Genomic DNA, 22578 nt, shown 5'->3' with positions numbered 1-22578 from the left:
GCAGGGGGATCAGCGCCCCCGGAATGTTTGCAACGCGGGCTCCGCCAGACAAAAACATGATTTTTTTTCATCAGAAGTTCCCCACCAGCCAGTCCTTGACCTTGCCAAATGCGTTGTGCACGCTGCCTGCCTTTTGCGCCACGCGGTGACCGCGCATGCGTGCCAGCCGCGCCTCTTCAAGCAAACCCATCACGGTGGCGGCGCGCGGCTGGGCCACCATGTCCGCCAGCGCGCTGGAATAACGCGGGATGCCGCGGCGCACCGGCTTGAGGAAAATGTCCTCGCCGAGTTCGACCATGCCGGGCATCACCGCGCTGCCGCCGGTGATCACGATGCCGGAGGACAGGACTTCCTCGTAACCCGACTCGCGGATGACCTGCTGCACCAGCGAGAAAATCTCCTCGATGCGAGGCTCGATCACACCGGCCAGCGCCTGGCGCGACAACATGCGCGGGCCGCGGTCGCCCAGCCCCGGCACCTCGACCTGGGTGTCCGGGTCGGCCAGCAACTGCTTGGCAAAACCACTTTCGACCTTGATGTCTTCGGCGTCCTTGGTCGGTGTGCGCAGCGCCATGGCGATGTCGCTGGTGATCAGGTCGCCGGCAATCGGGATCACCGCGGTGTGGCGAATTGCGCCACCGGTGAAAATCGCCACGTCGGTGGTACCGGCGCCGATATCGACCAGTGCCACGCCGAGCTCCTGCTCGTCGCGGCTGAGTACCGACAGGCTGGAGGCGAGCGGGTTGAGCATGAGCTGATCCACTTCCAGGCCACACCGCCGCACGCACTTGATGATGTTCTCTGCAGCACTTTGCGCGCCGGTCACGATATGCACCTTGGCTTCGAGCCTGATGCCGCTCATGCCAATCGGCTCGCGCACGTCCTGGCCGTCGATGACAAACTCCTGCGGCTCCACCAGCAGCAGGCGCTGGTCGGTGGAGATATTGATGGCTTTGGCGGTCTCGATGACGCGGGCCACATCGGCCTGCGTGACTTCCTTGTCCTTCACGGCCACCATGCCGCTGGAGTTGATGCCACGAATGTGGCTGCCGGTGATGCCGGTGTAGACCCGTGCAATCTTGCAGTCGGCCATCAGCTCGGCTTCTTTCAATGCCTGCTGGATGCTCTGCACGGTGGCGTCGATATTGACCACCACGCCGCGCTTGAGTCCGTTGCTGTAAGCGATGCCCAGGCCCGCCAGCTTGAGTTCGCCGCCAGGCAACACCTCGGCCACCACCGCCATGACCTTGCTGGTCCCGATGTCCAGCCCCACGACGAGATCTTTATATTCTTTGGCCATATCTTTACCTTTTTTCTTTCGCGTTTGCCTTGTCACCCAGCACGGTGGTGGTGACACCCCTCAGCTTGATCGCGTACCCGTTGCCATAACGCAGGTCGGCGGACTCCAGCGGCTTGCCGAATTTGCCAGCCACCTGCGTGAGCGTGGCGGCAAAACGCGCCACGCGGTTTTCAATCTCTTCGAAAGAACCGTGGCCGAGCTCCAGCGTGGCGCCGTCGTCAAGCCGGGTGCGCCAGCTGCCCTGGCTGGTCAATTCAAGCTGCTCGATGTGCGCATCAATTTTTTCAAACACTTGTGACAGCCTGCGATAACCCTCAAGAACCAGAGCGGCCTGCCCCTGGGGACCAGAGAGCAAGGGCAAATCCTCGGACTCCACATCCCCGGGGTTGGCTTCAAAAACTTCACCATAGCTGTTGACGAGGCGGGTATCTCCCTCCTGGCCCCAGTAAGCAACGGCCTGATGCTCCTGCAGCACAACGCCCAGCTGGTTTGGAAATTCACGCTGCACAACCGCCCTGCGCACCCAGGGCACCGACTCAAAGGCTAATTGCGCCCGTGTCAGATCGGTGGTGAAAAAATTTCCTTGCAACTTGGGCACCACGTTGGCACGCAAAGTCACCGCGTTGTTGTGGCTCACATCGCCGCGCACCTTGATGGCTGTGAGCCGGAACAGGTTTTGCTGCATCAGCCACCCAATGCCGAGGACCACCAGCATGCCGACAAACGCCAGCCCCAGCAGCACGGAGGCGATGTTCATCAGCCTCACGTCCATCGGTGCGGGCAGGGTCTGGCTCATGCAGCGCCTCCTGGCTGCGGATCATGGTCCAGGTTGGCCGTGCGCAGCACTTCCAGGCACAGGTCTTCGTAACTGATACCGGCAGCACGCGCCGACATCGGCACCAGCGAGTGGCTGGTCATGCCCGGCGAGGTGTTGATTTCCAGCAGGTAAGGCTTGCGGCTGGCCGCATCAATCATCACGTCGAGCCGACCCCAGCCGCGGCAGCCCAGCACGCGGTAGGCCTGGAGCACCATGGCCTGGATGGCGGCTTCCTCGCCCGCAGGCAGGCCGCAGGGCACCAGGTATTGCGTGGTGTCGGTGAAATACTTGTTCTGGTAGTCGTAATTGCCTTCGGGCGCCACGATGCGGATCACCGGCAGTGCTCGCGCGTTGTCGCCGGTGCCCAGCACCGGGCAGGTCACCTCATCGCCACGGATGAACTGCTCGCACAACACGTCAGCATCGAGCTGAGCGGCCTGCTCCACCGCGCCCGCCATGCCGGAGTAATCCTCCACCTTGACCACGCCGATGGACGACCCTTCCCGCGCAGGTTTGACGATGACTGGCAGACCCAGATCGTCGGGCACAGCCATCACCTGCTTGCGGTCAAAGGCGCCCCGACGCAACAAAATGTACTTCGGCGTTGGCAGGCCGTCAGCCAGCCAGATGCGTTTGGTGGTGACCTTGTCAATGGAAATGCTGGAGGCCATCACGCCGGAGCCGGTGTAGGCAATGCCCATCAACTCGAGCGCGCCCTGCACGGTGCCGTCTTCGCCGAAGCGGCCGTGCAAGGCGATGAAGCAGCGCTGGAAACCCTCGCGCCTGAGATCGCTGATGTCTCGCTCCGCAGGATCAAAAGCGTGGGCATCCACACCGCGTGAACGCAAGGCCTCGAGCACGCCCCGACCCGACATCAGCGAGACCTCGCGTTCAGCCGAGCGGCCACCCAGCAGCACCGCCACCTTGCCAAAATCAGGTGCTTTCAGGCTCACGGCCCTTTCCCTTCCTGCCCAGAACGCTCTGTTTTTTGTAGCAACTGCAGCAACCTGGCGGGCACCCCGCCAATCGTTCCGGCGCCCATACACAGCACCACATCGCCGTCCAGCGCGTTGTCGGCAATGGCCTGCGGCATGGCATCGATGTCGTCGACAAACACGGGCTCGACTTTGCCGGCCACACGCAGCGCACGCGCCAGCGAGCGTCCGTCGGCCGCCACAATCGGCGCCTCACCGGCGGGATAGACCTCGGACAACAGCACGCTGTCGGCCAGCGCAATGACCTTGACAAAATCCTCAAAGCAGTCGCGCGTGCGGGTGAAGCGGTGCGGCTGAAAAGCCAGCACCAGGCGCCTGCCTGGGTAGGCGCCGCGCGCCGCCGCCAACGTCGCCGCCATCTCGACCGGATGGTGACCGTAATCGTCCACCACCGTGAAGCTGCCTCCGGCGGGTGCCGGCACATCGCCGTAGTGCTGGAAGCGCCGGCCCACACCCTTGAAATCGGCCAGCGCCTTCTGCACCGCTGCATCGGGAATATTGAGTTCGACCGCCACCGCTATGGCCGACAGTGCATTGAGCACGTTGTGCTCGCCAGGCAGGTTCAGCACCACCGGCAGGTCGGGCAAGGTCACGCCGTTGCGCCGCTGCACCGTGAAGTGCATCTGGCCGCCGGCCGCCTTCACGTCCACCGCGCGCACCTGGGCGTCCTCGTTGAAACCGTAGCTGGTGATCGGGCAGGACACTTGCGGCACGATGTCGCGTACCGCCGCATCGTCTGTGCACAGGATGGCAGTGCCGTAAAACGGCATGCGGTGCAGGAAATCGACAAAGGCTTTTTTCAGGTTGCCAAAGTCGTGCCCATAGGTTTCCATGTGGTCGGCGTCGATGTTGGTGACTACCGCCATCACGGGCAAGAGGTTTAGGAAGGAGGCGTCAGACTCGTCGGCCTCGACCACGATGTAATCGCCAGATCCCAGCTTGGCATTGGCGCCGGCGCTGTTCAGCCGCCCGCCGATCACAAAGGTCGGGTCCAGCCCTCCCTCAGCCAGCACACTGGCGACCAGGCTGGTCGTTGTGGTTTTGCCGTGGGTACCGGCAATCGCGATGCCCTGCTTCAGGCGCATCAACTCGGCCAACATCAGCGCCCGCGGCACCACCGGAATCCGTTTTTCGCGGGCAGCCATCACCTCGGGGTTATTGGCCTGCACCGCCGTGGAGGTGACCACGGCATCGACCTTGTCCAAATTGTCTGCGGCATGTCCGACAAAGGTCTTGATGCCCAGGCTGGCCAGCCGCCGCAAGGTGGCGCTTCCCACCAGGTCGGAACCCGAGATCACGTAGCCGAGGTTGTGCAGCACCTCGGCGATGCCGGACATGCCGGAGCCGCCCAGGCCGATGAAGTGAATGTGTTTGATGGCGTGTTTCATGTCGCGAGCTCCTCGCAGGCGGCCACCACTTCGGTGGTGGCATTTATCTTTTGCATCTTTTTGGCCTGCAGCCCATGTTCCAAAAGGGTGGAGCGCTCTGTTTTTTGTAGCATGTTGGCCAGATACTGCGCGGTCAGTTCCCGTTGTGGCACCAGCCAGCCGCCGCCGTTGTTCACCAGGAAAGCCGCATTGCGGGTCTGGTGGTCATCCACCGCCGAAGGAAAAGGCACAAACAGCGCAGCGGCGCCGACGGCCGCGATTTCCGTCACGGTGCTGGCGCCGGCGCGGCACACCACCAGGTCGGCTTCGGCAAAGGCAGCGGCCGTGTCCTCGATGAAAGGCGTGAGTTCGGCCTCCACGCCGGCGTTGCGGTAGTTCTCGCGCAGCTCCTCGATCTGGTGAGCGCCGCTCTGATGCAACACGTGGGGCCGCAGTGCCTGCGGGATCAGCGCCAGCGCCCGCGGCACGATGCGATTGAGCGCCTGCGCGCCCAGACTACCGCCGACCACCAGCACCTTCAAGGGCCCGCTGCGCCCTGCAAAACGGGTATCAGGATCGGCTTGCTGCGTGAACGCCGGTCGCAGCGGATTGCCAACCCACTGTGCATTTTTCAGCACGTCCGGAAAGGCCGTGAAGACCCGATCGGCGACGCTTGCTAATACCTTGTTGACCATGCCGGCTACAGAGTTCTGTTCATGCAACACCAGCGGTTTGCCAAGCAACACGCTCATCATGCCGGCCGGAAAAGCGATGTAGCCGCCCAGGCCCACCACCACATCGGGTTGGACACGCCGCAGCACGGCGATACTTTGCCAAAAGGCCTTGAGCAAGCGCATGGGCAGCAGCGCCAAGGTGACCGGCCCCTTGCCGCGCACGCCAGAAAAATCAATGGTCTCAAAAGCAAATCCGCGCGGCGGAACCAGTTGGCTTTCCATGCTGGGCCTCTCAGCCGTGCCCTTGCCGCCCAGCCAGTGCACGCGCCAGCCGCGCTCTCGCAAGGCCTCCGCCACAGCGAGGCCCGGGAAAATGTGGCCGCCGGTGCCGCCGGCCATGATGAGAGCGCACTTCAACTTCGCCCCCCTCTCATCAACAATCTGTTTTCGTAGTCAATCCGCAGCACCACCGCCAGCGAAATCAGGTTCATCAAAATCGCCGAGCCACCGTAACTCATGAGCGGCAGGGTCAGGCCCTTGGTCGGCAGAGCGCCCAGGTTCACGCCCATGTTGATGAAGGCCTGAAAACCGATCCAGATGCCCACGCCTTGGGCCACCAGGCCGGCAAACAGGCGGTCCAGCGCGATCGACTGGCGGCCGATGTGCATGATGCGACGTGTCATCCACATGAAGGCGCCGATCACACACAACACGCCCAGAAAACCGAACTCCTCACCGATGACGGCCAACAGGAAGTCGGTGTGTGCCTCGGGCAACCAGTGCAGCTTCTCGATGCTGCCTCCCAGGCCCACGCCGAACACCTCGCCGCGCCCAAAGGCAATCAGCGAGTGCGAAAGCTGGTAGCCCTTGCCCATAGAGTACTTGTCGCTCCACGGGTCGAGGTAGGCAAAAATCCGCTCACGGCGCCAGTCGCTGAGCATCACCATCAGCGCAAAGGCGATCACCACGACAGTGGCGATGACAAAAAACATGCGCGCATTGACGCCGCCCAGGAACAAGATGCCCATGGCGATCACCGAGATCACCATGAAGGCGCCCATGTCCGGTTCGGCCAGCAGCAGCAGACCCACGATGCCGATGGCGACGGCCATGGGCATGACGGCACGGAAGAAGCGCTCCTTCACCTCCATCTTGCGCACCATGTAATCGGCGGCATACAGCAGCACCGCAAACTTGGCGAGTTCCGAAGGCTGGAAATTCATGAAGCCCAACGAAATCCAGCGCCGCGCGCCGTTGACGCCTTTGCCAATAAAGGGGACCAGCACCAGCATCAGCAGCACCAGCGAGGCCACAAACAGCCAAGGCGCGAGTTTTTCCCAGGTCGCCACCGGCACCTGGAAAGCCAGCAAGGCCACCGCAAAGGCGACGCCCAGCGAGAGGGCGTGGCGCAGCAAAAAGTGGGTGTGTGCGTAACGTGCAAACTTCGGGTTGTCCGGCATGGCAATGGAGGCGGAATACACCATCACCAGGCCCCAGACCAGCAATGCCACCGTGACCCAGATCAGTGCCTGGTCCACGCCCGACATGCGCACCGGCGCAGACGCCGTGCGCGAGGAGCCCTGCCCGCCCAGACGGACCGGCAGGCCGTCGGTGGCGGCGCCCCCCAGGCCGGAGAACCAGCCGGCAAGGCGTGTGGCGACGGTCATGACACCCCCCCCGCATCGCTTGCGAGCGAGCGCACAGCATCGCAAAATACCTGGGCGCGGTGCCCATAATTGTCAAACATGTCAAAGCTCGCACAGGCCGGGGACATCAGCACGGCATCACCGGTTTGGGCCTGGTGCGCGGCCAGTGCAACGGCAGCCTGCATGGAGTCGGCGTCGAGAAGGCTCACACCTGTACCTTCCAGCGCAGCACGGATCAGTGACGCATCCCGCCCGATCAGGACAACCGCCCGTGCGTACCTGCGCACCGGATCGGCCAGCGGTGAAAAGTCCTGGCCCTTGCCGTCGCCTCCCGCGATCAGCACCAGCTTGCGCTCGGCACCCAGGCCGGTCAGTGCCGCCACCGTGGCGCCTACATTGGTGCCCTTGCTGTCGTCAAAATACTCAACATCGTGAACCACTGCCACCGGCGTGACGCGGTGCGGCTCGCCAGCATAGTCACGCAGGCCGTGCAACATGGACGCCATGGTGCCACCCACGGCGCCAGCCAGCGCCAGTGCAGCCAGCGCGTTGGTGGCGTTGTGGCGACCGCGCAGGCGCATGGCCTCCACCGGCATCAGGCGCTGGATGTGCAGCACCACTTCTTCATCCTTGTATTGAACGCCGCCGGGCCGCCCCAAGGCGTGAACGGCCCCCTCGGGGGGCAGCGCAGCGTGGGGGCGCTTTTTCTTGACGGTTTCATCGGCCTCGGCAGCACGCACCAGCCAGGCCATGCCGTTGACGATTTCGATGCCAAAGTCGCCCGGCCGCTCAGGCATTCCGAGCCCGAAACTCAGATACTCGCGCCACCGCGGCTTCTGCAACTTGACACGCACCGGAGGAATTTTTTGCTCCCCCACGCTTGGCAACATGGCCATCACCGCGGGGTCATCGCGATTGAGAACCAGCAGCCCCCTGCTGCCGAAAATGCGCGCTTTGGCCGCGCCGTAGGCTGCCATGCTGCCGTGCCAGTCCAGATGATCCTGCGTCAAATTGAGCACCGTTGCCGCGGCGGGCTCGAAGCCCTGCACACCATCGAGCTGGAAGCTGGACAACTCAAGCACCCAGACCTCGGGCAAAGTGCCCGCATCAATGTGCCGGGCCAGCGTGTCCAGCATGCTTGGGCCGATGTTGCCGGCCACCGCCACGGTCTTGCCTGCGTGGGCGACCAGTTGGCCGGTCAGTGCTGTCGTGGTGGTCTTGCCGTTGGTCCCGGTGATGGCCAGCACCTGGGGCGTGTAGCCTGTGGTCTTCGCCAGGCGGACCAGAGCCTGCGCAAACAGGCTGAGTTCGTTGCCGCACAACAGGCCTTGTGCCTGGGCTGCCGACATCACCGGCTCGACGGCTTCCGGCGACAGACCCGGGCTCTTGAAAACGGCACGAATGTCGCTGCCTTCGATCAGACCGGCCTCGAAGGCGCCGGCGCTGAAAGCCACCTGTGGCAAGTCGGCCTGCAAGCCCGCCAGCTGCGGAGGCGCTTCCCGGGTATCCACGACCGCCACGCGCGCACCCATGCGCACACACCAGCGTGCCATGGCCAGCCCTGAAGCGCCTAACCCCAAAACGAGAACATGCTGGCCATGCAACGGGTCTGCCGTGATTTCGCCAGATGTATCCGGTTCGTCCTCTACCTGTCCATCCGCAGCCGCATCGCTGACCAGGTTTTCAGGCACTGGCGGAGCGTTATCAGGAACACTCACCTCTGCAAACAGCTGCGTCACAAAAGCCGCCGCGTCACGCGCCGCCGTCAGAGTGTCGGGCAGGGGACGCGGGCCGCCCTTGGCCGGCGGACGCGGCGCAGCCGTCTCCACGACGGGCTCAGCCATCGCACTGGCGGGCAACTCCGGCGCAACATCAACCGCCGCGACAGGCAGCGGCGCAGGCACAGCCGTGCCCTCCCCCACTGGAAGCGGATCGGGCATGTCGCCAGGGTTGAGGGGGTCGTTGACGTTCATCGCAGTTTCAGGGTCGACAGGCCGATCAGGCACAGCAGCATGGTGATGATCCAGAAACGCACGACAACCTGCGTTTCCTTCCAGCCGTTCTTTTCAAAGTGGTGATGCAGGGGTGCCATCTTGAACAAGCGCCGGCCCTCGCCGTAACGCGCGCGGGTGTACTTGAAATACATCACCTGCAGCATCACCGAGAGTGCCTCGACCACAAAAATGCCGCCCATGATGGCGAGTACGATTTCCTGGCGCACGATGACCGCAATCGTGCCCAGTGCCGCACCCAGCGCCAGCGCGCCCACATCGCCCATGAACACCTGCGCAGGATGGGTGTTGAACCACAAAAAGGCCAGTCCTGCACCGGCCATGGCCGAGCAGAAAATCAGCAGTTCGCCCGCACCGGGAATGTGTGGGAAGAACAGGTACTTCGAATACACCGAGCTGCCGGTCACATAGGCAAAGACGCCCAGAGCCGAGCCCACCATGACCACCGGCATGATCGCCAGGCCGTCGAGGCCATCCGTCAGATTCACCGCGTTGCTGGAACCCACAATCACCAGGTAGGTCAGCAGCACAAAGCCAAACACACCCAGCGGATAACTGATCTCCTTGAAGAAAGGCAGCTGCAGTCCGGCCTTGGGCGGCAGGTTCACGTCGAAGCCGGATTGCACCCAGCTGAAAAACAGCTCCAGCACCCGCAGGTTGGAACTCTCCGAAATGCTGAACACCAAATAGAGCGCCGCAAGCAGGCCGATCACCGACTGCCACAGATATTTTTCCCGCGAGCGCATGCCTTCCGGATCCTTGTGCACGACCTTGCGCCAGTCGTCGGCCCAGCCGACGGCACCAAAACCCAGCGTGACGATCAGCACAATCCAGACAAAACGATTGCTCAGGTCAAACCACAGCAGGGTCGAGATGCCGATGGCCAGCAGGATTAACACGCCGCCCATGGTGGGAGTGCCGCTTTTGCTCAAATGGGTCTGCATCGCGTATTCACGAATCGGCTGCCCGATTTTCAGATGCGTGAGGCGCCGGATCACAAACGGGCCGGCAATCAGGCCGATCAGCAAGGCCGTCAGCGCGGCCATGACCGCGCGAAAGGTCAGGTACTGGAACACCCGAAAGTAGCCGAATTCCGGCGACATGGTTTGCAACCACTGGGCCAGGCTAAGCAGCATGGATTTTTTCCTCTTCTGATTGTTGTGTACGGGCGGTGATGGTTTCGACCACACGCTCCATCTTCATGAACCGCGAACCCTTGACCAGCACGCTGGCCAGCTCGGGCAGGGCCAGTGCCACCGCAGCCTGGAGGGCCGCCATGTTGTCACCAAAATGCTGGCCACCAGCAACAGCGCCGGATGCACCCGCTGACTGCGTCCCCAAAGTGAACACCTGCTCAATGCCGCGTTCACGCGCGTGCACACCGGCTTCAGCATGAAGAGCTGGCCCCTGGTCGCCCACCTCGCCCATGTCCCCCAGTACCAGCAGGCGCGGGCCCGGCAGTTCGGCCAGCACATCGATGGCGGCGCGCACCGAATCCGGATTCGCGTTGTAGCTGTCGTCAATCAATGTGATGGCGCGGCCGGCAACCGTGACTTGCACGGCGCGTGAGCGGCCCTTGACCGGTAAGAAAGCAGACAGACCGGCAGCGATGGCGGTCAACGGCACGCCGGCCACCAGCGCACAGGCGGTCGCGGCGAGCGAATTTTTGACGTTGTGGCGACCCGCAACCTGCAGCGAAAATTCCAGCGTGCCCTGCGGCGTAGTGGCCGTCACCTGCCAGGCCCCACCCATCCAGACCGCGGTACCGGTCACATCGGCCTCACCCGAGTCGGCAAAGGTCAGCACCGCGCGGGACGCAGCGGCGGCGCGCCAGATCGGTGTGTAGGGTTCATCGGCCGGAAACACTGCCATGCCCTTGGCAGGCAGCGCTTCGATCACACTGCCGTTTTCATGCGCCACCGCCTCAACAGTGGCCATGAACTCCAGATGCTCACGTTGCGCATTGTTGACCAGGGCCACAGTAGGCTTGGCCAAGCTGGCAAGGTAGGCGATCTCGCCGGGATGGTTCATGCCGAGTTCGACCACACCGGCCTCGTGGCTCGCGCGCAGACGCAGCAGCGTCAGGGGCAGGCCAATGTCATTGTTGAAATTGCCTTCTGTTGCAAATGCAGCGTCGCCTTTCCACGCCCGCAGGATGGACGCGATCATCTGCGTCACGGTGGTCTTGCCATTGCTGCCGGTCACGGCAATCAAGGGCAGGCTGAACTGCGAACGCCAGCCGGCGGCCAACTGGCCCAGGGCCTTGAGGGAGTCGTCGACCAGCAAGCCTGGCTGGCTTGGGGACAAGCCCCGCTGCGCTAATGCTGCGACAGCGCCCTGGCCTGCAGCCTGTGCCAAAAAGTCATGCGCATCAAAACGCTCGCCCTTGAGCGCCACGAACAGGTCGCCGGGCCGCAGGCTGCGCGTATCGCTGTGAACACGCGTGAACTGCAAGGTGCCGTCGCCCACCAGGCGCGCCGATGGCAGCCACTGCAGAGCTTCCTGAAGCGTCATCATGCGAGACCTCCCACGCCGGCCTTCAACATGGCGCTCTGGCCCAATGCGGCTTCAGCCTGCGCCTTGTCGGAAAACGGCAGCTTGATGCCGGCGCTTTCCTGATAACTCTCATGCCCCTTGCCGGCAATCAGGATCACATCGCCAGCTTGCGCCTGGGCGATGGAGCGGGCAATGGCCAAGGCGCGGTCGGGCTCGACCTCGGCCACTCCACTGCGGCTGAAGCCTTTTAAAACCTGCCCGATGATGCTGGCTGGATCTTCGCTGCGCGGATTGTCACTGGTGACCACAATATGGTCGGCGCCTTTTTCCGCAGCGGCCGCCATCAGTGGGCGTTTGCCCGCATCGCGCTCGCCGCCGCAGCCAAAGACGCACCACAGCCGGCCCGAGCGTCCGTCGGCGAGTGGCCTGAGCGCACCCAATACCTTCTCAAGTGCATCGGGCGTGTGCGCATAGTCAATCACCACCAGCGGCCGACCCGGCACCGACACCGCGTCCATGCGCCCCGGTACGGGTGACAGATGGGCACAGGCATCAACCACCTCGCGCAAGGGCAGGCCCATCGCACGCAGGGTCGCCATCACGCCCAGCAGGTTGGACACGTTGTAGTTCCCGACCAGCCCGGTCGCCAGGCAATAACTTGCATCACCTTCGACCACGTCAAAACGCATGCCACCCTCGCCCTGTTCGATGGCCTGCGCCCTCAGCCTTGCCGGCGCCATGCAGGACACGGTCCAGACATCAAGGCCGGTGTCGCGCAAGGACAGCGCCAGGGCCTTGCCTTTCGGGTCATCGATATTGAGCACAGCGGCTTTCAGGCCCGGCCAGTCAAACAGGCGCGCCTTGGCATCCCAGTAAGCCTGCATGTCGCGGTGGTAGTCGAGATGGTCTTGCGTGAAATTGGTAAAAATCGCCACACGTATGGCGGTCGCGTCCAGGCGATGCTCGGCAATGCCGATCGACGAAGCTTCGAGGGCACAAGCTGAAAAGCCGTCATTGACCCAGCGCGCGAGCTGCTGCTGCAACAGCACAGGATCAGGCGTTGTCAGACCGTTGAACACCATCGCGTCCGGTTGACCCATGCCCAGCGTACCGACCACGCCGCAAGGCCGATGCAGCCGGCCCAGCGCCTGGGCCAGCCACCAGGCGGTGGAGGTCTTGCCGTTGGTGCCCGTCACCGCGAGCAGGTCCAGCTTGCGGCTGGGGTGGCCAAAAAATTCGGCGGCAATCGGCGCCGTCGCCACTTTCAGACCGCGATAAGCAGCGACGCGGCTGTCGGTGAAGCCATAGGCGTCGGCGTCCTGCTGCTCCACAAGGCAGGCCTGCGCGCCGGCGTCCAGCACCCCGGTCACATACCTGCGTGCATCGTTGGCGGCACCTGGCCAGGCAATAAAACCATCACCGGCGCCGACCTTGCGGCTGTCGGTCCACAAGCTGCCCGTCACGCGCTGACTCAACCACTGCGCGGCCTGCCCGGGTGTCTGTAGTTGCTCCATCAGAAGGATTCCTCGACGGGGGTGTAGACGATTTGCGGCTTCACGCGCATGTCCGGCTGAACACCCATCATGCGCAAGGTCTGCTGCACTACTTCGCTGAAAACCGGCGCAGCGGCCACGCCGCCGAAATATTTGCCGTCGCTTGGCTCGTCGATCATCACCGCCACGATGATGCGGGGGTTCTCGATAGGCGCCATGCCGGTAAACCAGGCGCGGTATTTGTTGCTGGCGTAGCCTTTGCCGACCTGTTTGTGTGCGGTGCCCGACTTGCCACCAACCGAATAACCGACGGTCTGTGCCAGCGGCCCGGTGCCGCCAGGGGCCGCCGCCATCTGCAGCATCTTGCGCACCGCGCGCGCGTTGTCGGCAGAAAAAACTTTGACACCGGCGGCCGGCTCGCTGCTCTTCAGCATGGTGACCGGAATGATCTGTCCGTCGTGGGCCAGGGCCGTGTAAGAGTGCGCCATCTGAAACAGCGAGGCGGACAGGCCGTAGCCGTACGACATGGTCGCCTGCTCCACCGGCCGCCAGGTTTTCCACGGGCGCAGCCGGCCCGTGACCGCGCCGGGAAACTGGATCTGCGGCTTCTGGCCGTAACCGAGCGCTGTGTAGGTGTCCCACATTTCGTGCGGACTCATCTTCTGCGCGATCTTGAGCGCGCCGACGTTGCTCGACTTCTGGATCACGCCTTCGACCGTCAGCGTGCCGTAGTTGTGGGTGTCGCTGATGGTGAAACCGCCCAGGCTGAAACGGCCCGGCCCGGTTTCGATCAAGGTCTGTGGTTTGACCCGGCCGGCTTCAAGCGCCATGGCGACCGTGATCGGCTTCATGGTTGACCCAGGCTCAAAGGTATCGGTGATCGCACGGTTGCGCAGTTGCTCGCCGGTCAGGTTCTGCCGCTTGTTCGGCACGTAACTTGGGTAATTGGCCAGCGCCAACACCTCGCCGGTGATGGTGTCGAGCACCACCACGCTGCCGGCCTTGGCCTTGCGCGCGATAACCGCGTCTCGCAGCTTCTGATAAGCAAAAAACTGCACCTTGCTGTCCAGGCTGAGCTGGATGTCCTTGCCTTCGAGCGGCGGCACCTGCTCGCCAACATCTTCGACCACCCGGCCCAGCCTGTCCTTGATTACCTTGCGCGACCCGGGCTTGCCGGCCAGCTCCTTGTTGAAAGCCAGCTCAATGCCCTCCTGGCCGCGGTCTTCCACATTGGTGAAGCCGACCACATGGGCGGCCGTTTCGCCTTCCGGGTACTGGCGCTTGTATTCCTTGCGCTGGTAGATGCCCTTGAGGCCGAGGGCATGAATTTTCTGGGCAATCGGTTCGTCCACCTGCCGCTTGATCCAGACAAAGGTCTTGTCCTCATCGGCCAGCTTTTTGTTCAGCTCGGCCAACGGCATCTCCAGCAGGCGCGCAAGTTCACCAAGCTGCGAGCGGTTGGCGTCGACATCTTCTGGAATGGCCCAGATGCTGGGTGCCACCACGCTGGTGGCCAGCAGCAAACCATTGCGATCCAGGATGCGACCGCGGTTGGCGGGCAGTTCCAGCGTGCGCGCAAAACGCACCTGACCCTGCCTTTGAAAGAAGTCATTGCCGATCACCTGCACATAGGCCGCGCGGCCGGCCAGACCTGCAAAGGCCAGTGCAATGCCGGCCACGATCAATTTGCTGCGCCAGACCGGCGTCTTGCTCGCCAGCAGCGGACTGGACGAATAAAGCACGCTCCTGCTCACGGTGCGGCCTCGCCTGCCGGCACCTGTTTGTAACGAACGTATTCGGTGATGGCCGGCGTGGCCGTGCGCATCTGCAGGCGCTCTTTTGAAATCTGTTCGACGCGTAGCGGCGTGGCCTGCGCGCGTTTTTCCACCTGCAGGCGCTCCCGGTCGGTTTCGAGCTGGCGGCTCAGTGCCGCGGTCTTTTCAAGTTCGACATACAGGCGGCGCGATTCGTACTGCGTGCGCACCAGGTACAGCGCGCTGAACAGCACGGCCATCAGCAGCACCAGGTTCAAGCGCGTCATGCTGAAGCCCCCACGCTTTTCACTGCGTGTAATGCGCGAGGCCTTGCAAGCCGCAGCTCGCGGGACGCTTCGCTTCTGTCGCCTGTCCAAACCTGCGCGGGCAGGTTTGGAGCCGCAGGCTCCAGCCCCTCGGGGGCTAATTTCCCTTGGGGCGGCCCCGCGGGAAATTGCCGATGCCTCATGCGTTTGCTCCCGGATAGCGCTGGGTCATGACCTGGACCGGCACGTCGGTGCGTTCGGCCACCCGCATGACCGCGCTGCGCGAGCGCGGGTTGGCGGCGACTTCCTCGTCGCCGGGCTTGGTACGCTCCAGCGCATTCAGCCGCATCGGCTTGGGCGCGGCAAAAGGGGCACGGCGGTCATAGACCTCACGCGAATGCTCTGCAATAAATTGCTTGACGATGCGGTCTTCCAGCGAATGGAAACTGATCACCACCAAACGTCCTCCTGGTTGCAGTACTTTGAGGCAAGCCTCTAGCGCCTGTTGCAGCTCTTCAAGCTCGGCGTTGATGAAAATCCGAAAAGCCTGAAATGTGCGCGTTGCAGGGTCCTTGCCCGGCTCGCGGGTTTTGACCGCGCCAGCCACGACTTCGGCCAGCTCAGCGGTGGTTCCAAAAGGGCCCCGCTCCTGTCGGCGACGATCAATCGCCTTTGCAATCTGCCCAGCAAACCGTTCTTCGCCATATTCACGAATGACCTCCGCTATGGTGTCTGTTTCTGCATCGGCCAGCCACTCGGCCACGCTCTGTCCGCGCGTGGTGTCCATGCGCATGTCCAGTGGGCCGTCGCCACGGAACGAAAAGCCGCGTGCCGGGTTGTCGATCTGCGGCGAACTGATGCCCAGGTCCATCAGCACGCCGGCCGCGCAGGCAGGGGGCAGCTCGCCCAGGTGCATGAAACCCTCGTGACGGATAGTGAACCGTGCATCGTCCATGCGCTGGGCCTCGGCGACCGCTTCGAGGTCTTTGTCGAAGGCGGTCAAGCGGCCCGCAGCGGACAACTGCGACAGGATCAGGCGAGAATGGCCGCCGCGTCCGAAAGTCGCGTCGATGTAGTGGCCGTCCGGTTGGATGTGAAGCGCTGCGACTGCTTCGTTCAACAAGACGGTGCGATGTGTCCATGTGTCGTGCACCGCCATCTTTCAGAATGAAAAGTCTCTGAAGACATCGGGCATGGGCAACTTCATCTGTTCGGCCTCCTGCGCAGCATATGTCGCCGCATCCCAGAGCTCGAAGGAACTGCCCATGCCGAGCAGCACCGTCTCCTTGCTGATTCCCGCAGCGACGCGCAGTTCGGGAGACACCAGCACCCGGCCGCTGGCATCCATCTCGACGTCCATCGCGTTGCCCAGAAAAATCCGCTTCCACCACTGTGCCTCCATCGGCAGCGCGGAAATACGTTCGCGAAATTTCTCCCACTCGTTGCGCGGGAATATCATCAGGCAACCGTGCGGATGTTTGGTGATGGTGAGCTGGCTGGCAGCGGTGGCGCTGAGCACGTCCCGATACCGGGTCGGCACAGAAAGCCGACCCTTGATATCGAGAGCTACAGAAGACGCGCCTTGAAACACTGCTAAACCCTTTGAAAAAACACTTTTTGCCACTTAATTGCACTTTTTCCCACTTTATCAGGAAAGTTTTGGGGTGCAAGGGCTTTGCAACAAATTTTTTCAATGAAATCAAGCACTTAGAAACGTATTTCAATGCGTGAACGAATTAAAAGACCTTCTAAATGAAGCACTTAGACGGCTTTATGAAAGTGTTGTCTCAAGCCTGACGTCCGCGAAGGCGTTTGTGGTGGATGGGGAGCAAGCCAAGTGCGCAAAGCCAGCCGCGAGAACGGGCTGGATGAAGCGCCAGTCGGCGCGTACGCCCGGTTCAGCAGAAATGCTGCAAGTTTTGAGGGGGAGGCAAGCCGCTTCAGCGGCGCAGACGCGACTAATGACGCACTGAGGCGATGCGCCCGCTCAGTCGATGCGCGACAGCACCCGTGCGTGCTCGGTGATGCCGATCACGTTGAAAAATGCAGCCACCAGGCGATGCACCTCAGTGAATTGCACGGCGCGGTTTTCCGCTTCGCGGGCAGATACCCAATTGAGCAAGGTTCCCGCAGCAGAAAAATCGACGCGAATCAACTTGGCGCATGAGATGACCATGATGTCCGCGCCCATCAACTTGGCTTCAAGCTTGTCCAGCACATCGATGGCGTCGCCTTCGATCTGGCCGGACAGCTCTACCGCGAACAGATTGGGCATTTGTGAATTGCCATCCATCTGGGTGTCGCCGTCCATGGCGCTGCTAATGCTCGATGGCGCGGAATCGCGGTACACATCACCAATGATGGCTTGCCCGCTGATCGCGGCACCATGCGGATCCAGCGGTTTGTACTCACAGCGCGCACTGTCCCACGCGGGCGGTGATACTTCATAGGTCACGCAAAAATCGAGCGCGGTCAATTCAAACTCGTCGGGCTGATGTGTGACGCGCAAGGCCTCCATCCTGAGTTGCCACCAGGCCTGGGGCGTGTCACGCACGCCTGAGGGCGTGGCGTCCTGCAGGACCTGCTGCAATTGCGCAGCGCCTATGAACCGCAGCTGCACTGGTTGCGCCGACCAGCCGCTAAATACCTTGCCCAAAGGCTCGACGGCCCCTGCATCCATGCTCTTGAGGTTGTGCCAGTCCAGGCGCCAGGGCATGGGGGCGCGGGACAGGGCAGCAGTCAGCGTGGCAACCGTCTGGATACCCAGCACGGACGGACAAATCCAGTCGGCTGCCGGGCCATTGCCCGGAACCGCAGCGGACGGACTGGCCAACAGTTTGACCATATCGGGCATGGAAAACCACTGTGGGGCAGAGCGGTCAAAACGGCCTACAAACTCAATCGCCCGATTCTCAAATTTATCCTGCTGACCCGTGGCACGGTACAAATCAAACAGGGCCAGCCAGGTGTCGGCGTGTTGTGCACGGCTGCCCTGGGGGCCAAGGGTTTCCAGAAGGCCGGACTCCGCGCCGGCATCGTCCCCATTGGCAAAACGAATGGACGCCTCTTCCAGCTCGGGGTCGTGCGCGATTTCTGCGCCATCCACCACCGAAAATTTGGACGCTGAAAAGCCAGACGGCGTGTCATCGCGGGACAGCGCAGAAATAGCCTGGGGACTGCTCGGCCGCGCCGCCGGTGCCGCCGGTTTGTCAGGCAAAGGGCTCAACAGGTCCAACATCACCGGAGCGGCAGCACCGGAACCGGCCTTTACCCGAGCGAGCGCCGCCGTCAACTCACTGGGCGTCGTGCTCGCATAATTGGCGGGAAGCGCGTTGTCCAGCAGCGGCGCATGAACACTCAGGTTGTTCGGGCCGGCTGGGGCCACGGACACGGAAGCAACAGGACTCATGGCCGACGGGGCGCCATGTTTGGTCTTCCACCATTGCATGGACATCTGGGCTTCGATTTCATCAATCTTCTTCAGAGTGACGGCCCGGTCGTCCGGCTTGGACGGCATGCTGCTCTGGAAGAACGACGGCCGCGCCCCCGGATCCTGCCCGGTCATGGCTTCGCGCTTGCGCATTTTTCTGAGCATGTCGAATTCGCGCTTGCGCACAAAGTCGTTGCGGCGTTTGCGCTCGATCATTTCCTTGAGCAACTGCTTGCTCAAAGCCTCCTCGCGGCTTGATTCCTTGTTATCCAGATCGGACCAATTCGTCGCCGGGTTGCGGACGAATTTCACGACTTTTGACAACAAGCCTGGTGCAGGGTCTTCTTTGGCCATGAGTAAGGGGTCAGATCGATGAGAGCGAAGATCAGTCACCAAACATTTTTTGCTTGAGCTCGCGGCGCTGCTGCGCCTCCAGCGAAAGGTTGGCCGTGGGGCGGGCAATCAAACGCCCCACCCCGATGGCTTCGCCGGTTTCATCGCAGTAACCGTAGTCACCCGAATCAATGCGGGCAATCGACTGCTCGATCTTTTTAAGCAGCTTGCGCTCGCGGTCGCGGGTACGCAGCTCCAGCGCGTGTTCTTCCTCGATGGTGGCCCGGTCCGCCGGGTCTGGCACCACCACCGTGTCTTCACGCAGATGCTCGGTGGTTTCGCCGGCACTGTTGTGGATGTCCTGCTTGAGCACGGACAGCTTGTAGCGGAAAAAAGCCAGCTGCTTGTCGTTCATGTACTCGGAATCAGGCATGGCCTTGACCTCTTCGTCCGACAACATGTCGGCGGCCTTGGTTTTCCAGTTGTTGGCGAGCTTGGGATCTTTCTTGGCCGCCACATGCGGGGGCGGCGCGATCACGCGTTCGGCAATGGCTGAGTAGCTGGCCTTGGCGGCGTCGGGCGAATGGGTGGGCACCATGGGCGCGGGCGGAGGCGCGAAGGACGAGTTGCGCAGGGAAGCGCGGCGTCCCGGCTTGAGCGCCGGTGTCTGAAGTGGCGCTGGCGCTGCTGCGATGGGTGACGGGCTGGGCGCGGCTTTGCCGGCCGGGGCCGCAGCCGTTTTGGTAATCGTTTTGATAATGACTTTTTCTTTAGGTTTGGCGGTGGCCTTGCCGGTCGGGGCCGGCTTGGGTGCCGGCTTGATGACAGGTTTGGCCGCTTTGACCGCGGATTTGACAACAGGCTTTGCAGCCTCTTTGGCGGGGACCGGCTTTTTGGCAGCGACGGGTGTTTTTTTGGCGGGTGCCGACTTGGTCACGGGCTTGGCCTTTGTTTTCGCAACCGGCTTGGCGGCAACTTTCGGATTGGCCATCACAACTTTGGCGACCGGTTTGACTGGTTTGGCCGGGTTTTTGGCTGCAGCGGTTTTGGAAGGCGCAGGCTTGGCCGCCTTCTTGGCCACGGTTTTAGCCGTGACTTTAGGCTTGCCAGGTTTGGCAGCGGCTTTGACCGGTGATTTGGACTTTTTAGTTGGCGCTTTCACATCGTGTCTCCTCGGGGAAGCAGCTTCGGGATGACCCTCATGCTGGCTCCGGGCTGAACTGCTTTTTGTCAGTCCAGCCTTGTCTTTTACCTGATTGTCTGGTTTGTATGCCGCCGTCCCCGCAGTTTTGAAGCCAGTACTTACCCTGACTTCCCCCCCTTGTTGTCCTGGTCGGGATGTCCGGGTAGTGGAGTCGGCGCGCGATTGTAGCGGCTCGCCGGCATGCCGGGACGCTCGCAGGCCAAATCGTTGGAGAATGGAGACAAACATGAGGCCCTCCCGCCTTTCAAGGCAATGTGCGGACAGCCTACCTTAAACCAGACACTGCTCCAGGCCCTGGAGAAAAATATCTTTCGGCAAATCGATGCCGATGAACACCATCTTGCTGTTTTTTGTCTCGCCCTCGGCCCAGGCGGGGCCCAGGTCGCTGCCCATCAGTTGATGCACACCCTGAAAAATCACCTTGCGCTCCGTGCCCTCCATGTGCAGCACGCCCTTGTAACGCAGCATGCGAGGGCCGTAGATGTTGACGACGGCGCCCAGGAAATCCTCCAGCTTGGCCGGATCAAACGCGCGGTCAGCGCGGAACACAAAACTCTTGACGTCGTCATCGTGGTGGTGATGGTGGCCGTGCCCATGGTCCTGCGCATGCGAGGGGTGGTCGCAGTGCTCGCCTTCGGCATGGTCATGCCCGCTGTGATCGTGGTTATGGTGATGCTCATCGGCCTTGAGGAAGTCAGGGTCAATGTCGAGCTTGGCGTTGAGGTTGAAACCGCGCAGGTCAAACACGTCGGCAATCGCCACCTCGCCGAAATGTACGGCTTTTTGCGGTGCGCGCGGGTTCATGTGTTTGAGGCGATGCATCAGCGCCTGCACTTCATCAGCCGCCACCAGATCGGCCTTGCTGATGAAGATCTGGTCGGCAAAACCGACCTGGCGGCGCGCCTCCTGGCGGTCGTTGAGCTGGGTCGCCGCGTGTTTGGCATCGACCAGGGTGAGGATGGAGTCGAGCAAATACTGCTCGGCGATTTCTTCGTCCATGAAAAAGGTCTGCGCCACCGGGCCGGGGTCGGCCAGGCCTGTGGTTTCAATCACCACGCGCTCGAAGTCCAGCAGGCCCTGGCGTTTTTTGGCAGCCAGCAGTTGCAGGGTCTCGCGCAGGTCTTCGCGGATCGAGCAGCAAATGCAGCCGTTGTTCATCTGAATGATGTTTTCCTGGGTGTCGTTGACCAGGATCTCGTTGTCGATGTTTTCTTCGCCAAACTCGTTTTCAATCACCGCGATCTTCTGGCCATGGGCCTCGGTCAGGATGCGCTTGAGCAGCGTGGTTTTGCCGGATCCGAGAAAACCGGTCAGGATGGTCACAGGAATCAAGCTCATGGAATCTGCCTCAGGAAAAACAGGGTGAAAAGGTACGTTGGACGCGCGGACGGAGCAGGCAGTTTAGCGGTCAAGCCATAGCCCTGATGCCGGGGCATGAATAAGCGGGGACCAGCCTGTTCACTTTACAGGCCCTGTCAACCCTGCAGCCGAAAAACAGGTGCGAAACGCTTCTCTTTTTATAGCTGCTTATGCCCGCCCAATAAGGGCTAGAGGCATTTTTTACTTAAAAAATCACTTCCGAAGCAAAACCAGCCCCTTGAGGTACTCACCCTCCGGAAAATTCACCGTCATCGGGTGGTCGGGTGCGCCGCCCAGGCGTTCGGTGATGAAGGCGTCCACCCCGGCGTCGATACCGGCCGAGGCCACGATCTTGTGGAACAGGTCGGCGCTGATGCCGCCGGAGCAGGAATAGGTGAACAACACCCCGCCCGGCGCCAGGATGGACAGCGCGATGCGGTTGATGTCCTTGTAAGCCCGCGCCGCGCGTTCGGAATGCGCCACCGTGGGCGCGAACTTCGGAGGGTCCAGCACGATGGCGTCAAAGGTCCGGCCTTCCTTGTGAAACTGGCGCAGCGAGGCATTCACATCGGCATCGAGCATGGTGGTGCGGGCCGCGTCGAAGCCGTTGAGCGCCACATTGGCTTTGGCAAGCTCAATCGCCGGGCCGGAGGAGTCGATGGACGTGACATGCGCAGCCCCGCCGGCCAGCGCCGCCACCGTGAAGCCGCCGGTATAGCAATAACAATTGAGCACGTTCTGAAACTGCAGCCGACGCGCATGGTCGGCAAATTTGCGCCGGCTGTCGCGCTGGTCCAGGTAAAAGCCGGTCTTGTGGCCCTCGGCCACGTCCAGGCTCAGCTTCCAGCCGTGTTCGCTGATGGTGATGCCCGTCTCTCCTTGCCCCGCGAGCCAGCCTGTGGCTTCGGGCAGGCCTTCGAGCGAGCGCACGCTCGCATCCGAACGCTCGTACAGCCGGGTCAGACCGGTTTGTGCGAGCAAGGCCTCCACGATCACGCTTTTCCAGCGTTCGGCTCCGCAGCTGGAGAACTGCGCCACCAAGGTGTCCGCATACCGGTCCACCACCACACCTGGCAGGCCATCGGACTCGCCGTGGATCAGGCGGCAACCGTCACTTTGGATGTCAAAATGGCTTCTGGCTCTTATTGCACGGTCGATACGCGCTATAAAAAACGAAGCATCGATACGTTCGGCCTCGTCAAAACTCCAGACGCGTGCGCGAATTTTGGAGCTCGGGCTGTACGCGGCCCAGCCGAGAAACTGGTCATCGTGGCTCTCCACACGCACGGTTTCACCGGCGTCGCCGCCGCCTTTGGCTATCGCCCCGTCAAACACCCAGGGGTGGCGCCGCAGCAGGGAGCGCTCCTTGCCCTCTCTCAATCGAATGGATTTCATGCCGTCATTGTCGCGCTTGCAGGTCTCTTACATGCCG

At 62.2% G+C, this 22578-nt stretch carries 18 protein-coding genes; all 18 read right to left on the bottom strand.

Annotated elements, in window-relative coordinates; translation table 11 throughout:
• Positions 1 to 70 precede the first annotated feature (70 nt).
• Positions 71 to 1300, bottom strand: a complete 1230-nt coding sequence (ftsA, locus tag IEX16_RS07745) for a cell division protein FtsA (RefSeq protein ID WP_188707774.1) — start codon at positions 1298 to 1300, stop codon at positions 71 to 73.
• Between the two features lie 4 nt (positions 1301 to 1304).
• Positions 1305 to 2096, bottom strand: a complete 792-nt coding sequence (locus tag IEX16_RS07740) for a cell division protein FtsQ/DivIB (protein ID WP_188707773.1) — start codon at positions 2094 to 2096, stop codon at positions 1305 to 1307.
• Positions 2093 to 3070: a D-alanine--D-alanine ligase gene (locus tag IEX16_RS07735; protein WP_188707772.1), complete on the bottom strand. Its 978-nt coding sequence runs from the start codon at positions 3068 to 3070 to the stop codon at positions 2093 to 2095. Before IEX16_RS07735 ends, IEX16_RS07740 begins: the two co-directional genes overlap by 4 nt.
• Positions 3067 to 4500 (bottom strand): UDP-N-acetylmuramate--L-alanine ligase, encoded by a 1434-nt coding sequence (gene murC, locus IEX16_RS07730; protein WP_188707771.1) that lies wholly within the window; start codon positions 4498 to 4500, stop codon positions 3067 to 3069. Before murC ends, IEX16_RS07735 begins: the two co-directional genes overlap by 4 nt.
• Positions 4497 to 5552, bottom strand: coding sequence for an undecaprenyldiphospho-muramoylpentapeptide beta-N-acetylglucosaminyltransferase (gene murG, locus IEX16_RS07725; RefSeq protein WP_188707874.1), 1056 nt, complete (start codon positions 5550 to 5552; stop codon positions 4497 to 4499). Before murG ends, murC begins: the two co-directional genes overlap by 4 nt.
• Before the next feature lie 14 nt (positions 5553 to 5566).
• The gene (ftsW, locus tag IEX16_RS07720; protein ID WP_188707770.1) at positions 5567 to 6820 is read right to left on the bottom strand and encodes a putative lipid II flippase FtsW; all 1254 of its coding nucleotides are present in this window, start codon (positions 6818 to 6820) and stop codon (positions 5567 to 5569) included.
• On the bottom strand, positions 6817 to 8772 hold the full coding sequence (locus IEX16_RS07715; RefSeq protein WP_229676240.1) for a Mur ligase family protein: 1956 nt from the start codon (positions 8770 to 8772) through the stop codon (positions 6817 to 6819). Before IEX16_RS07715 ends, ftsW begins: the two co-directional genes overlap by 4 nt.
• On the bottom strand, positions 8769 to 9947 hold the full coding sequence (gene mraY, locus IEX16_RS07710) for a phospho-N-acetylmuramoyl-pentapeptide-transferase (protein WP_188707769.1): 1179 nt from the start codon (positions 9945 to 9947) through the stop codon (positions 8769 to 8771). The genes IEX16_RS07715 and mraY overlap by 4 nt, the downstream gene beginning before the upstream one ends.
• Positions 9937 to 11328, bottom strand: a complete 1392-nt coding sequence (locus IEX16_RS07705; protein ID WP_188707768.1) for a UDP-N-acetylmuramoyl-tripeptide--D-alanyl-D-alanine ligase — start codon at positions 11326 to 11328, stop codon at positions 9937 to 9939. The genes mraY and IEX16_RS07705 overlap by 11 nt, the downstream gene beginning before the upstream one ends.
• Complete coding sequence (locus IEX16_RS07700; RefSeq protein WP_188707767.1) at positions 11325 to 12821, bottom strand: UDP-N-acetylmuramoyl-L-alanyl-D-glutamate--2,6-diaminopimelate ligase; 1497 nt, start codon at positions 12819 to 12821, stop codon at positions 11325 to 11327. The genes IEX16_RS07705 and IEX16_RS07700 overlap by 4 nt, the downstream gene beginning before the upstream one ends.
• A complete protein-coding gene (locus IEX16_RS07695; protein ID WP_188707766.1) occupies positions 12821 to 14554 on the bottom strand; it encodes a peptidoglycan D,D-transpeptidase FtsI family protein in 1734 nt (577 codons plus the stop codon). Before IEX16_RS07695 ends, IEX16_RS07700 begins: the two co-directional genes overlap by 1 nt.
• Complete coding sequence (gene ftsL / locus IEX16_RS07690; RefSeq protein WP_188707765.1) at positions 14551 to 14841, bottom strand: cell division protein FtsL; 291 nt, start codon at positions 14839 to 14841, stop codon at positions 14551 to 14553. The genes IEX16_RS07695 and ftsL overlap by 4 nt, the downstream gene beginning before the upstream one ends.
• 178 nt (positions 14842 to 15019) lie before the next feature.
• Positions 15020 to 15973: a 16S rRNA (cytosine(1402)-N(4))-methyltransferase RsmH gene (gene rsmH, locus IEX16_RS07685; protein ID WP_188707764.1), complete on the bottom strand. Its 954-nt coding sequence runs from the start codon at positions 15971 to 15973 to the stop codon at positions 15020 to 15022.
• Positions 15974 to 15982: 9 nt separating this feature from the next.
• Positions 15983 to 16411: a division/cell wall cluster transcriptional repressor MraZ gene (mraZ, locus tag IEX16_RS07680; RefSeq protein WP_188707872.1), complete on the bottom strand. Its 429-nt coding sequence runs from the start codon at positions 16409 to 16411 to the stop codon at positions 15983 to 15985.
• Between the two features lie 396 nt (positions 16412 to 16807).
• Positions 16808 to 18604, bottom strand: a complete 1797-nt coding sequence (locus IEX16_RS07675; protein WP_188707763.1) for a type IV pilus assembly protein FimV — start codon at positions 18602 to 18604, stop codon at positions 16808 to 16810.
• A 31-nt stretch (positions 18605 to 18635) separates the two neighbouring features.
• Positions 18636 to 19745: an RNA polymerase-binding protein DksA gene (dksA, locus tag IEX16_RS07670; RefSeq protein ID WP_188707762.1), complete on the bottom strand. Its 1110-nt coding sequence runs from the start codon at positions 19743 to 19745 to the stop codon at positions 18636 to 18638.
• A 312-nt stretch (positions 19746 to 20057) separates the two neighbouring features.
• A complete protein-coding gene (locus tag IEX16_RS07665; protein ID WP_188707761.1) occupies positions 20058 to 21125 on the bottom strand; it encodes a CobW family GTP-binding protein in 1068 nt (355 codons plus the stop codon).
• A gap of 234 nt (positions 21126 to 21359) precedes the next feature.
• Positions 21360 to 22541 carry a class I SAM-dependent rRNA methyltransferase gene (locus tag IEX16_RS07660; protein ID WP_188707760.1) on the bottom strand — a complete coding sequence of 394 codons (1182 nt, stop codon included), beginning with the start codon at positions 22539 to 22541 and terminating at the stop codon, positions 21360 to 21362.
• Between the last annotated feature and the right edge of the window lie 37 nt (positions 22542 to 22578).

The organism is Polaromonas eurypsychrophila (assembly GCF_014641715.1).
Classification (GTDB): Bacteria; Pseudomonadota; Gammaproteobacteria; order Burkholderiales; family Burkholderiaceae_C; genus Polaromonas; species Polaromonas eurypsychrophila.
The sequence above is the reverse complement of the archived record's forward strand: the minus strand, read 5'-3'. Positions and strand labels throughout refer to the sequence as shown.